Origin of the sequence: Aestuariibius sp. HNIBRBA575 (assembly GCF_040932005.1) — a bacterium.
In the GTDB taxonomy this organism is placed as follows: domain Bacteria; phylum Pseudomonadota; class Alphaproteobacteria; order Rhodobacterales; family Rhodobacteraceae; genus CANLNM01.
Window position 1 is genome coordinate 1,276,848 of sequence record NZ_CP162414.1, and the last position, 12,550, is coordinate 1,289,397.

General features: G+C 47.2%; 12 protein-coding genes. 11 read left to right on the plus strand and 1 reads right to left on the minus strand.

The features are described from left to right. The gene (locus AB1F12_RS06510; RefSeq protein ID WP_368187474.1) at positions 1–1,101 is read left to right on the plus strand and encodes a Gfo/Idh/MocA family protein; all 1,101 of its coding nucleotides are present in this window, start codon (positions 1–3) and stop codon (positions 1,099–1,101) included. Here the strand turns inward: AB1F12_RS06510 and AB1F12_RS06515 are convergent. Beyond that, the gene (locus tag AB1F12_RS06515; protein WP_368187475.1) at positions 1,091–3,496 is read right to left on the minus strand and encodes an EAL domain-containing protein; all 2,406 of its coding nucleotides are present in this window, start codon (positions 3,494–3,496) and stop codon (positions 1,091–1,093) included. The genes AB1F12_RS06510 and AB1F12_RS06515 overlap by 11 nt on opposite strands. Before the next feature lie 344 nt (positions 3,497–3,840). Here AB1F12_RS06515 and AB1F12_RS06520 point away from each other — a divergent pair, with 344 nt between their 5' ends. The 10 genes from AB1F12_RS06520 (at position 3,841) to AB1F12_RS06565 (ending at position 12,479) form a co-directional block, all read left to right on the plus strand. Further along, positions 3,841–5,115 (plus strand): sorbosone dehydrogenase family protein, encoded by a 1,275-nt coding sequence (locus AB1F12_RS06520; protein WP_368187476.1) that lies wholly within the window; start codon positions 3,841–3,843, stop codon positions 5,113–5,115. A gap of 247 nt (positions 5,116–5,362) precedes the next feature. Further along, positions 5,363–5,674: a hypothetical protein gene (locus AB1F12_RS06525; protein ID WP_368187477.1), complete on the plus strand. Its 312-nt coding sequence runs from the start codon at positions 5,363–5,365 to the stop codon at positions 5,672–5,674. Then, the gene (locus tag AB1F12_RS06530; protein WP_368187479.1) at positions 5,671–6,036 is read left to right on the plus strand and encodes a response regulator; all 366 of its coding nucleotides are present in this window, start codon (positions 5,671–5,673) and stop codon (positions 6,034–6,036) included. The genes AB1F12_RS06525 and AB1F12_RS06530 overlap by 4 nt, the downstream gene beginning before the upstream one ends. Before the next feature lie 14 nt (positions 6,037–6,050). Further along, positions 6,051–8,252 (plus strand): chemotaxis protein CheA, encoded by a 2,202-nt coding sequence (locus AB1F12_RS06535; RefSeq protein ID WP_368187480.1) that lies wholly within the window; start codon positions 6,051–6,053, stop codon positions 8,250–8,252. Then, positions 8,249–8,749 carry a chemotaxis protein CheW gene (locus AB1F12_RS06540; protein WP_368187481.1) on the plus strand — a complete coding sequence of 167 codons (501 nt, stop codon included), beginning with the start codon at positions 8,249–8,251 and terminating at the stop codon, positions 8,747–8,749. The genes AB1F12_RS06535 and AB1F12_RS06540 overlap by 4 nt, the downstream gene beginning before the upstream one ends. Beyond that, positions 8,746–9,636 carry a protein-glutamate O-methyltransferase CheR gene (locus AB1F12_RS06545; protein WP_368187482.1) on the plus strand — a complete coding sequence of 297 codons (891 nt, stop codon included), beginning with the start codon at positions 8,746–8,748 and terminating at the stop codon, positions 9,634–9,636. Before AB1F12_RS06540 ends, AB1F12_RS06545 begins: the two co-directional genes overlap by 4 nt. Then, positions 9,633–10,019: a response regulator gene (locus AB1F12_RS06550; protein WP_368187483.1), complete on the plus strand. Its 387-nt coding sequence runs from the start codon at positions 9,633–9,635 to the stop codon at positions 10,017–10,019. Before AB1F12_RS06545 ends, AB1F12_RS06550 begins: the two co-directional genes overlap by 4 nt. 39 nt (positions 10,020–10,058) lie before the next feature. Further along, complete coding sequence (locus tag AB1F12_RS06555; RefSeq protein WP_368187484.1) at positions 10,059–10,406, plus strand: hypothetical protein; 348 nt, start codon at positions 10,059–10,061, stop codon at positions 10,404–10,406. A 100-nt stretch (positions 10,407–10,506) separates the two neighbouring features. Beyond that, a complete protein-coding gene (locus AB1F12_RS06560) occupies positions 10,507–11,712 on the plus strand; it encodes a PAS domain-containing protein (RefSeq protein ID WP_368187486.1) in 1,206 nt (401 codons plus the stop codon). A gap of 194 nt (positions 11,713–11,906) precedes the next feature. Next, complete coding sequence (locus tag AB1F12_RS06565) at positions 11,907–12,479, plus strand: chemotaxis protein CheD (protein WP_368187489.1); 573 nt, start codon at positions 11,907–11,909, stop codon at positions 12,477–12,479. Positions 12,480–12,550 lie beyond the last annotated feature (71 nt).

A 12,550-nucleotide genomic window follows, 5' to 3' on the forward strand; every position in this document is an offset into this window, starting at 1 on the left:
ATGTTGAAAAAAGTAAACTACGGCATCATCGGCTGTGGGATGATGGCGAGCGAGCACATTCAAAACATCAAGTTGTTGGATGGGGCTTGTGTAAGTGTGGTTTATGATCCGGTGCCAGAACTTGCGCATGCGGCGGCTCAGCTTGCGGGTGGGACAAAGGTCGCAGAAAGCTTGGCCGATTTACTAGCCCATGAGGCGTTGGATGCGTTGGTGATTGTCAGCCCTAACCATTTGCATGTCGCACAATTAAAGGAAATCGCCGCGACCCGCCCATTGCCCGTTCTGTGTGAAAAGCCGCTGTTTACGGAACCATCAGATCACCAATGGGTTTCTGACCTCGAACAAACCTTCCCGCAACCGATTTGGGTTGCGATGGAATATCGATATATGCCGCCTATTACGGCGCTGATGGACCAAGTCCAACAGTCAACCGGGGGCATAAAGATGCTCACAATTCGCGAGCATCGGTTTCCGTTTTTGCCAAAGGTCGGCAATTGGAACAGGTTTAATTCTCAATCAGGGGGGACACTGGTTGAGAAATGTTGTCACTTCTTTGACTTGATGCGTTTGGTTTTGCAGGACGAACCCGTACGGATCATGGCAAGTGCGGGACAATCTGTTAACCACCTTGATGAAGTCTACGATGGTGAGGTGCCTGATATTTGGGATAACGGCTATGTTATCGTGGATTTCGCGGGCGGCGTGCGTGCAATGTTGGAATTGTGTATGTTTGCCGAAGGTGCCGAATACCAAGAAGAAATCAGCGCGGTAGGGCCCGACGGGAAAATTGAATGTTTCGTCCCGGGACCAGGTCGGTTTTGGCCAACGGAAACTTTGGGCGCGGCCCCGGTTTCCAAACTGGTTCTATCCCCGAGATCCCCTAAGATGCCGGAAACAATTGAGATTCCAGTGAACCCAGATTTGTTGGATGCGGGGGATCACAACGGATCAACCTTCTACCAACATCAAAGGTTTCTGAATGTCGTCCGAGGACAAGGTGCGGTTGAGGTAAGCCTAACCGATGGTGCACGCGCGGTGTTAATGGGGCAAGCGGCCCAAGAATCTGCGAGGACCGGTCGGGCTGTTGACCTTAGTTTTTAGCTATATCGGCCGCGAGCGGTTGATTTCTGTCCCAAAGCCAAGAAACGAGATCCGAAATCGGCATAGGTTTTGCAAAATAGTACCCTTGCACTTCTCGGCAGCCGAGCTCCTTCAAAACAGAGAGTTCGGCTGCTGTTTCCACCCCTTCGCATATGGCGTTCAAACCCAATCCGGAACAAAGGTTAATGATCGCAGAGGTGATCATGCGAAGCTCGGCGTCTTGATCAATCCCTCGGATCAAGCTGCGGTCAATTTTAATTCGATCAACGGGGAATTCGCGAAGGCTCGCGATGGCGGTATGGCCGGTTCCAAAATCATCTAGCTCTACGGAAAACCCTGACGCCGCCAGTTTCCCAATGTTTTCAACGACATTTGCGGTTCTTTCATCCAGCAATGTCGATTCAAGTATTTCCATAACCAACTGATCGGGACGAAGATCAAACAGACTGAGGTTCGTGTGAATTGTGTCCAGCAGATTTGGATCACATAAACGCGACGTCGACAAGTTGATGCTGAAACGCGGGTTTTCAAAACCAGCAGCCATCAGTTCTGACATGGCGGCACAGGTGAGATACAAAACATGCTGATCAAGGGAATCCATCAGATTTGCTTCGTCCGCTGCGGGCAAAAAATCCCCAGGCAACAACAAGCCACGTTCGGGATGTTGCCAGCGGACAAGGCTTTCGAATCCAATGACTTTTTCGCCATCAAGCGACAATTGAGGCTGGAACCAAACACAAAACGCATCATCGGCCAACGCTTGGACGATTTCATGGGCCAATTGCGCACTGGCTTGTGCAAGGTGTCGCATTTCCGGAAGGAAGGTGACGTATTTACCTCTTCCTGAGTCCTTTGAAATTTTTAGTGCAATATCAGCATCTTGTAACGCTTGATCCGCCAGTTGTCCTGTGCGCGGACGCCAGGTCGCAACCCCGATACTGGCACCGACATAACAGGGTTTGTCTTCGAAAATAATGGGTTCTGACTGGGTTTCGACAACCCGACGCGCCATAGCATCAACATCCGTTAACTCGGTGATTTTGCAGCAAATCACGAATTCATCGCCGCCCACACGCGCGACCACATCATCCCGCCTGGTTTGGGTGCGCAGTTTGATCCCTGATTGGATCAGAACATGGTCCCCGGCAGCGTGGCCCATCACGTCATTGATCGCTTTGAATTTGTCCAAATCGATGTGCAATAGCGCAAATTCCGCGGTTGGGTCAGCTTTGGTCAATGCGTCCAAAACATCACTTAGCCCACGCCGGTTTAGCAACCCCGTCAGCGGATCGGTTTGAGCAGCAAGGCGCAGTTCGGCCTCTTGATGTTTGAATGCGGTAATGTCGAAGCGAAAACTAACATATCCGCCATCCGTAGAGCGTTGATCTAGAAACCGAATCCAGGTTCCGTCTTTCATTTGGCCTTCGTAAATATGGGTGGAATCATTGCGGTTAGATAAAACACTCTCCAACCATTCTTGTTCTTTTTTGCCGGCCAAGTTCATGGGGTGGGCGCGGATGCTTTCGCGCAGAACGTCTTCGAAGCTGAGCCCGATCGCAGGTTCCCAATCGACTTTGTTAAACATTGTGGAAATCTGCGGATTATAAAGGACCAGACGGTCATCTTTGTCAAAAAGCAGGAAACCCGCCGGGGAGGCATTGATCGCATCTATCAGGTATTGTTCCGCTTGTTCCGCTCGGTTCCGGCTTTCGATTTCTTCTGTGATATCAATGCGTAACCCAACGCGCCCCCCATCTGGGGTCTCACTTTCAATAATGCGTAACCATCTGCCATCAATCAGATGTTGTTTCATGTTGATCTGGGCTTCTTGGTGTTGACGCATCCGTTCAACAAGCCAATCCTGTTCTCGACCAACGGCCTCGACATACTCGCCTTGTTTCAATCCTTCCCTTAATATGTCGATAAACGGGGTTCCGGGTTCCATCACGCTGGCGCTCAGCGGGTAGAATTCCTTGTATTTTTGGTTGCAGACGACCAAGTGATCATTTTTGTCATATAAAACAAAGGCATCCGGCAATGTTTCAATTGCAGTTCGCAACACATCCTGTGCTTCACGCGCTTGTTGCTGTGCTTGGTTGCGCGCGCTGATATCGACCACATAGGCAATCAGGTCTGGGTCAGGTGAATCGGTTAGCTGAACGACTGCGTCCGCTTCGTATATGGTCCCATCCTTGCGACGCAATGTCGTGCCAAGGGTGATCATGCTCTCTTTTTTCTCGAAAAGCGGCACCATTTTGTCTGCAACCCACCGAGTGTTCAGGTCAGGGTTTAAATCATAGACGCACATGGTCTGAATTTCAGCTTGGGTATATCCGGTATTTTCCAACGCACCACGGCTGGCGTTTAAAAACTGAAAGGTTTGTCGGTCAAACAAGAATATTTCATAAAAACATTGTTCGAAAAAGCCGCTAAATAGCGGACGTTGTGTCCCTGATGTTAAATCGTCCACCACCAATTTCAAAGAGCTTCTCCCTCCGGCAGACACACCCGTACTTCGACTTTAGAACACAGCTTAGGGTAGATTAGGAATTATTCGTTAACGAAAGGTTTCTGCCCCTTTTTGGGGTTAACCAGTAAAGCGGGTTTGCATGAAACTGAGGCCATTTCAGGGGCATCGTTGATTGGATGTATCCCTACCTCCCCCTAAAAATCGGATCACATTTGTTTCGAATCGCCAATCCGGTTAGCCTGAGGTACATTTTTAGAAGGGTTATTGTTTTGAGCCGGTTTGCAGCGATCATTTGCTGCACGGTTGCTGCCTCACCTTTGTCGGCTGTGACTTTGCATCTTGAATTGATCACCCCAGATCCCGCTGGCGGGACGGTGGTTGATATTCAGCCGTTACAAGGCGCAGATCAGGGGGGATATTTCCTGTCATTGCGATCCGGTGCCATTTCCCACCGAAATGGCGCAACGGGTGAACAATCTGTCATTCTTGACCAGGTGCCAGACGACAATTTCGATCTGGCCTATGGGATGACACTTGCACCGGATCACGCGATGAGTGGCCAAGTTTACATCAGCTATGCCACAACCGATAACCGCCATGTGATTGCGCGATACACAGAAACGGCGTCGGGAATGCTTGATCCCAATTCCGCACAGATTGTGATGTCTATTCAACATGATCGCAGCAACAACCATTATGGGGGGGATGTTGAATTTGGCCCCGATGGATATTTGTATGTCACAACTGGGGATGGCAATCAGGACATACATGCCAGTCCAATCGACAGTCAGGATGTCACCAACCGGCTTGGATCGGTTCTGAGGGTGGATGTGGGCGGGGATGCCTATCCTGATGATCCGTTCAATAACTACGCAATCCCAGCCGACAATCCGGATTTTGGGGCAGGGGCCGATCCCGCATTATGGGCGATTGGGCTGAGAAATCCGTTTCAGGCGACCTTTGATCCCCTAACCGGGCGTTATTTTATCGCGGATGTCGGTGAAGATGGCGCAGAAGAGATCAATATAGGTGTCGCTGGGGCAAATTACGGCTGGAACGTTTATGAAGGCACAGCACCCCTGACAGGCGGAGGTGAGCTCGCCACTGGGACGCTTACCGACCCGTTTTACGCGTATGGGCACGATCAAGGTCAATCGATCACAGGCGGTTTGGTTTATCGTGATGGATTGGCAGAATTAAGCATTCTGGAAGGCCAATATCTGTTTGGCGACTTTCGTACCCCCGGCCTGTACGGATTTGACGCAAGCAGCCCATTGGGGACCGCGCCCGCCATCACGTCCTATGATTTCATAACCGATGTGGGGCGTTTGGGATCGATCGTTGCACTGGGGCGTGACGGGGCGGGGCATTTATATGTCTCAAGCCTATATGGCGGTGTCTACGAAGTGACCGGCGTGTCGGGATTGCCCGCAGTTCCTGCACCGTTAACATTGCCATTATTGGCAACGGGTTTTGGAATAATGGCATTGTTCCAACGACGTAGGTGCAGGGGATTTGCAATAAAATCGCACACTGATTTTTGAATTCTCGACGTTGTGACGAGTTCAAAATCGAACTCCGATTTGTTCTTATCCAGGATTTGTTAGAATTGCACTGGCGAAGTTTCGGCGCAGGTCGTCGTTTAAAAACAATAAGATACGAACGAGTTTTATTTCCTGCATTGGCGATGACCCTACTCAATATGTGAAAGATGAAGCCGGGGAACTTGTTATTAAGAATATGGTTCTACGTTCACCTGAGAAATTAGTTGAACCTAGGATCAGAAGCCTCATGAACATTGCTTCAGAAAATCCAAAATCCTCTGGCAAGGCAGTCATCGAATTGCCGGCAAGGTTGGATATCTCCGTGTGCGAAGAATTGGCACAGAAGTTTAATTCGAGTCGAAATTCCGAGATTTATGTCGTTGCTGATAAAGTGACTCATATCGGGGCGCTTGCCTTACAATTGCTCTTGTCTGCCCGGCTCCAATGGGATGCAGATGAGCATCCGTTTTTTATCTCCTCCCCCTCAATCGCATTCAACGAAGGTATTGCACTTCTTGGATACGACCAATCTCCATTTCAAGAAGGCGCCATTGCATGAAAAAGAAAATCCTCGCAGTTGACGATTCTCGCACCATGCGAAGCCTTCTTGAACGGGCCTTACATGATGCTGGGTTCGATGTAGACCTCGCAGAAGATGGAGTTGATGGGTTGGACAAACTCGAAGACGCGCAACCGGACCTGGTCATCACTGACATCAATATGCCCCGCTTGGATGGATTTGGCGTGATTGAAGGTATTCGGGCAATGGATCAATACCGTGGATTGCCAATTCTGGTTCTAACAACAGAGAGTGGCGCTGAGCTAAAATCCAAGGCCCGAAAAGCCGGGGCCACGGGATGGATCGTAAAACCCTTTGACCAAGACAAGCTCGTGTCTGCGATCAACAGGATTGTAGCATAATGGCGGGGGATCACATGAACGAACTGCGGGAAAGCTTTTTTCAAGAATGTGATGACCTCATGGAGGTTCTCACAGATGGTCTTGAGGCGCTGGATGATGGCAATCACGATGACGAAACCATCAACGCGATGTTTCGGGCCGTCCATTCAATCAAAGGCGGGGCAGGGGCATTTGACCTCACGGCGCTGGTCGAGTTTTCACACGCCCTAGAAAACCTCTTGGACAATATGCGTTCCGGGAAAACGGATCCGGAACCCAATGTAACGGCAGTGTTGTTCTCTTCGGGTGATCATCTATCTGATTTGATTGAATTATCTCGCCAAGGGCAAAGCCCAGACCCCCAAAAAGGCGCGCAGATTGTCAAAGAATTGTTCGCCCTTTGTGGTGAGGACCCGCAACAGGCAGAAGAAGAAGAAGCAGAAGCGGCTGCAAATTTTGAACCTGTTGCCTTTGACTTTGGGGATGACGATTCGGGTGATATAGATCCTCTTGCTGCCTTCTCGGCCCCCGCCGAGACCGAAATCGAATGCTTTGAAATCGACTTCAAAGCAGATCCAGACATGTTCAGAACCGGGAATGATCCAGCTTTGCTGTTCCGTGCTTTGGCTGATACCGGTACATTGCAGGTCGAAATTGATGACAGCGCTGTTTTGTCTTTGTCGGAACAGGACTGGGCGGATCCAGTCCTAAGCTGGAAGCTAACGCTTGTTCCAATTGCTGGAGTAACCGAACAAACTCTTCACGATGTATTTGAATTCGTAGAAGGGATTTGCGCATACGAAATCAAAGAGATTGCGGCCAAATCTACTGAATCCATCGTTCCAGAAGTTTCAACGGATGTTCTGCCTGGACCTGAGCCAACTCAACCCGAAGTCCCAAAAAAAAATGAAGTTTCCACTCAAACTAAATTAAATGAGACAGTTGAGTCTGCCCCGGATGAAAGTGCTGCCAAGCCCGCTCAAAAGTCACAAAACCGTGCTTCCGCGGCGGCGCGCAACACTATTCGCGTTGAATTGTTCAAAGTAGATAGATTGATAAATCTGGTTGGTGAACTGGTTATCAGTGAAGCAATGCTTCGCCAATCAATGGGGGAATTGGAAATTTCATCGCATGGATCGATCGATTCAGCGATGGGGCAACTCAAACAACTCTCTGGAATCTTGCAAGAAAGCGTCATGACTATTCGCGCACAGCCAGTACGTGGTCTGTTTCAGCGAATGTCGCGCATCGTTCGAGAAAGCAGTAAAGAATCTGGTAAATCTGCACGTTTGGTTACGAACGGAGATGCAACGGAAGTCGATAAAACTGTTACTGAAAGGCTTGTCGATCCATTAACTCACATGATCCGAAACGCCGTCGATCATGGGCTTGAAAACCCAGAGGATAGAGTAAAAGCAGGAAAGCCGGAAAGAGGCACCGTAACGTTGAGTGCTGCGCATAGATCAGGACGTGTTCTTATTACATTGAGCGATGATGGCGCCGGCATAAACCGAAAACGGGTTCGACAAGTTGCCGAGCAAAAGGGACTGGTTTCACCAGAAGATGATCTTTCAGATTCTGAAGTGGACAACCTTTTATTCATGCCTGGTTTCTCTACAAATGATGAGGTTTCCAAACTGTCTGGGCGTGGCGTCGGGATGGACGTTGTTCGTAGCGAAATTAGCGCATTAGGCGGACGGGTAAGCTTACAATCTGTTGCAGGTCAGGGCACAACTTTAACGATCAGCTTGCCTCTTACATTGGCTGTTCTTGAAGGGATGATTGTTAGTGTCGCTGGACAAACAGTTGTCGTTCCAACGACGGCCCTCAGAGAAACCTTTAGGACCGACGAAGCTTCCATCCATCAATTTTGTGCCAGCGATCGGGTTCTATCGATGCATGATGGGTTGGTACCGATCGTTGACTTAGGGGCTGCACTTGGGTTCCGCCAACCATTGGACGATATTTCAGCTCAATCTCTACTTTTGATAGAAGGAGATTCCAACAAACGAACAGCTCTGGTCGTCGATGAAATTCAGGGCCAAAGAGAAGTTGTAATCAAAGGGCTTGAGCAAAACTATCAACGTATTCCGGGAATTTCGGCGGCTACAATTCTTGGTGATGGGCATATTGCTCTGATCGTGGATACCGACCAATTGATGGACCAGACACAGACGCCTAACCAGGCGGTTCCTAAATTAGATGAAAACGCCATGATAGGGAGTCTACATTCATGACCGACAACGCATTTGACGTAGTAGAAAACTCGGGCGAAACCGTACAAAAGTCTAGCAATGTGCAAAGAGAAATTGTGACATTTGCAGTCGGTGACCAAGGGTTCTGTATGGAAATAGAATATGTCTTGGAAATCCGCGGTTGGGCGAAAACTACTATCTTACCGCATGCACCTGATTATGTCGTTGGTTTAATGAATTTGCGGGGAACAGTCTTGCCTGTCATCGATCTGTCTCTTCGACTGGGATTAGGCAAAACTGAAACCACGGCGCGGCATGTGATTATCATTGCAAAAATTGAAGATAAAACAATCGGACTTCTCGTCGAAGCGGTTTCTGACATCATGAGTGTTAGCGAAGGGGAATTGAAGCCTACGCCTGACGTAGCCTCAAATCAAACCCGAGCTTTCATCAAAGGCGTATATTCCATTGAAGACACATTGGTTCGTGCAATTGACATAAACCAAGTTGTTCCAAATTCGGATGGAATAGCTGCGTGAAGTTGTCGGAACAAATATCAAATTCAGACTTCAACGGCATAGCGCAGTTGATGCGTGATCTTACTGGTATTCACCTGACTGAATCGAAAAAAGCCATGGTCTCAGCGAGACTATCACGCCGGATAAAACATTTGAAGATGAGTGGTTTTCCTGAATATTGTTCATATGTTGCAACAGCTTCAGCGAATGCTGAACGGGAAGAGCTGATCCTCGCGCTGACAACAAATATAACGAAGTTTAATCGTGAGAGTAAGCAATTCGACCACCTTCAGAAACACAAATTGCCTTTGCTCATTGATAAAGCTCGAAATGGGGGGCGTGTCAGAATTTGGTCCGCCGGATGTTCAACTGGAGAAGAGCCATATTCACTTGCGTTTCGAATTATGGATATGTTTCCGGATGTTTTATCATATGATTTCAAAGTTTTGGCTACAGACATTGATCGCAATGTGGTCAAAAAAGCACGGGCAGGCCAATATACTGATACCGAATTGGCTTCTGTATCCGAGCCACATCTTCGAAAGTACATAAGGAAAGGCCACGGGGCGAAATCTAAAGCACAAATTGAAAAAAGTGTAATGGATATGATTACTTTTAATGTGTTGAACTTACTTGGAGAATGGCCGTTCTCCGGTTCATTTGACGTGATCATGTGCAGAAATGTCGCAATATATTTCGAAAATGAAACGCAGAATGAATTGTGGGGGAAGTTTGCAAACAAGTTGCAGAGCGATGGTGTTTTGTACATCGGTCATTCTGAAGGTATTTCCAGTCCGATGGATCTAGGCTTGAAAACAATTGCACCTAGTACGTTTCAGAAAACTCAAACAACGTTCGACAGTGTTGGGAAACAACTCATCGCTGTAAATAGTAAGGAAGTCCAATGAGCCTTAAAGACAAACTGCAGGTGCTCGTCGTAGACGACATGTCAACTAGTCGCGCGCTAATCGTGCAGGCATTGGATGAAATCGGTATTAAAAACTACCGTACAGAAAATGACGGCGCTACAGCTTGGAAAAACTTGGTCTCGCATCCAGTACACCTCGTGATTTCGGATTACAACATGCCAGGTATGGATGGGTTACAACTCCTTGAAGCTTTGCGCTCGCACAAAACGACTTCGCGAATTGGTTTTATTCTAATTACTGGCCGCGCTGACAAGGAAATTCTGGAAAAGGGGCAAAGGCTTGCAATGAATAACTATATTAAGAAGCCCTTTCAAACGGCCGCACTTAAGGCTTGCATCGAACGAGTTGTAGGTCGGTTATAATGAGCAATCCACTTCTCATGATCAAGTGATGGAGGTCACATGTCACGTCGCCCCATAAATGAAGTCATCGTAGTGTTGAAAGAAGAAGTTAGTGAGCTAACAAAAATTACGAGTTCTCTGGATGAACATTTTGTGGAAATGCCGCAGAAAATTGAGGGGTCGGAAAATTTGATTTTGGTGCAACGAATTGACACTCTACATCAGTATTTACATGACATTTCCAATTTACTCTCTGTTGTCGGATCTTCGATACCTGAAAGTTTGCTAATGGACGTTTCTAACATTCACGATGTCATTATTCTGGATGACCTGAGAAGACGTGTTGCCGGGCAATTGGATGAATCTGCGCTCCATTTGTCATCCGTAGGGAATGTTGAGCTTTTTTGATGTATGCTACTAATATGAACAACAAAAATTCCCGAAACCCGATGCCCGATTTCGTGGCCGATTACACTTTGCATTGCAATCCTCGACTGGAGACGCGCCAATGTCCTTTATGAACAAAGAAATCTCCCAAGATGAATCTTCAACAGACATATTTACAACGCTTACCGACAAGCGAGGAACAATTACCTATGTCAACCCGGGCTTTTGCCAAATCTCTGGTTACTCTGCATCCGAATTGATAGGAAAGCCTCACAGCATAATTCGCAACGATAATATGCCAAAATGTTTGTTTCGCTTGTTTTGGGAAAAACTGAAAGCAAACAAACCGGTTTGTATCTACATCCTGAACCGAACAAAAAACGGTGATGATGTTTGGCTTTTGACATTGGTGGTGCCGTCGGTAGACGGGTTTATTTCAATGAGAGTTTCCGCTGATGCTGAAAAGCTATCAGAAATTTCAACTTTGTATCATGAGTTGACAGAGCTTGAAAAAAACGAACCAGTTTCCGAAGTGGCTGACAAGTTTCTCTGCAAAATTGCAGAAATGGGCCATCAAGATCTTGATAGTTATTCACAAAGTCTGTTGGAAGATCAGATATTGCGTCGACCTATAAAGGATGATTTGGTGGTTTCCTCTAGATTACCAGGTTTAAAAGAGCTGTCTGTTCTCATCGAAGGATTAAATGACACCGCGACAGAACTCAGTACCGGTTTTAAGCACATTCGAAGTGAACCCGTAAATATGAGAATACTTTCCAATAGATTGGACAGTAGCGGTGCTTCGATTAGCATGATATCACAGAACTATGACATGATGGCGCGGGAAATGTGTTCCAGCCTTGACCGGTTATGCACTGATGAAACAAACTCGCTCAAACACCTTAGGGAACTCTCAAATAAGGGGTATTTTTCTGTTCTGTCGTCAGTCTTAATCGGCGCTACTCAGAGAGGATTTTCTAAGTCAGATACTGATCCTGTAAAGGAAGAGTGGTCTAATTTGGGGCAAGATCAGATTAACCATCTGATGCGGTCGAACGAGAAACAAGTAAAGGACGATATTAGCGATATAGTCCGGGCGAGTAATGGTTTGCCAGATATTAGTCGCCAATTGAGGCGCCGAATAAACGGTTTGGATGTTGTTAAGCTGTTGTGTCGGGTTGAAAATTGTAGAATTGGCAGCCGGGATTCTGGCCTAACTGGGATCATTGAAAGGCTTGAAACATTTCATTGCGACGCAGATGGGATGTTGTCTGAGCTATCGAAAAAGGCAATTCAAATCTCTCAACGAGCTAGATCGTTATTGTGAAAAATGCCGGTTTCTGCGTGTTTCATTATCCTGCTCAGAAATGGTGAGTTGGAACGTTGAGTATTGATAAGCGGTGGGAAAAATTGTTTTCTTTCCGTGAGGTAAAAACTAACTCAAACGCTTAGAACGATTTTAACGAACCGTGGAATATATTTGAGACAAGAAATGGGAAATCAATAAGTGGTGGCCAATAAATGAATATACGTTCACCAGTCTTTGAACCTGGTCGGAAGAATATCACTGAGACTGTGCTTCAGGGTGAGTTTAAGATTTCTGACAATCCTAACGTAATGATGTCAACCCTGCTTGGGTCATGTATTGCAGCATGTATTTGGGACCCAAAGGCGAAAGTTGGGGGTATGAACCACTTTCTCTTAGCTGATGGAAAGGGTTCTGGTGACGGTGACCTTGGATTTGGCGTCAATGCAATGGAATTGTTGCTGAATGGCCTAATAAGCCGCGGTGCTACTCGCGAAAACTTAATGGTTCGGTTGTTTGGCGGGGCAAAGATGTTTGCTGGCCGTCAGAATATTGGTGAACAAAACGCTGAATTTGCGAAATGGTTTGTAGAAAATGAAGGGCTGGAATGTGCCAGCATCTGTGTTGGTGGGCTTCGTGGCCGAAAAATTCGATTCTGGCCTGCGTCTGGGCAGGCACAGAGAATGTTTATGGACGATACCCTAAGTGTTGATGAACCAGTCGCCGTAGTATCTAAGAGCATGGCCACCAGTTCTGACAAAGAATCTGGTGATGTCGAACTGTTTTAACGGCTTAACATTCGAAGTCTTGGAATGTTTTATCATCGTGTTGAGATCGCAGAAAAATTTCTGATCTCAAC

Bases quoted from the DNA above. Each gene is read 5' to 3' on its own strand.
- AB1F12_RS06510 (WP_368187474.1), top strand. From the start codon at position 1: ATGTTGAAAAAAGTAAACTACGGCATCATCGGCTGTGGGATGATGGCG.
- AB1F12_RS06525 (WP_368187477.1), top strand. From the start codon at position 5,363: ATGAACATTGCTTCAGAAAATCCAAAATCCTCTGGCAAGGCAGTCATC.
- AB1F12_RS06530 (WP_368187479.1), top strand. From the start codon at position 5,671: ATGAAAAAGAAAATCCTCGCAGTTGACGATTCTCGCACCATGCGAAGC.
- AB1F12_RS06535 (WP_368187480.1), top strand. From the start codon at position 6,051: ATGAACGAACTGCGGGAAAGCTTTTTTCAAGAATGTGATGACCTCATG.
- AB1F12_RS06540 (WP_368187481.1), top strand. From the start codon at position 8,249: ATGACCGACAACGCATTTGACGTAGTAGAAAACTCGGGCGAAACCGTA.
- AB1F12_RS06550 (WP_368187483.1), top strand. From the start codon at position 9,633: ATGAGCCTTAAAGACAAACTGCAGGTGCTCGTCGTAGACGACATGTCA.
- AB1F12_RS06555 (WP_368187484.1), top strand. From the start codon at position 10,059: ATGTCACGTCGCCCCATAAATGAAGTCATCGTAGTGTTGAAAGAAGAA.
- AB1F12_RS06560 (WP_368187486.1), top strand. From the start codon at position 10,507: ATGTCCTTTATGAACAAAGAAATCTCCCAAGATGAATCTTCAACAGAC.
- AB1F12_RS06565 (WP_368187489.1), top strand. From the start codon at position 11,907: ATGAATATACGTTCACCAGTCTTTGAACCTGGTCGGAAGAATATCACT.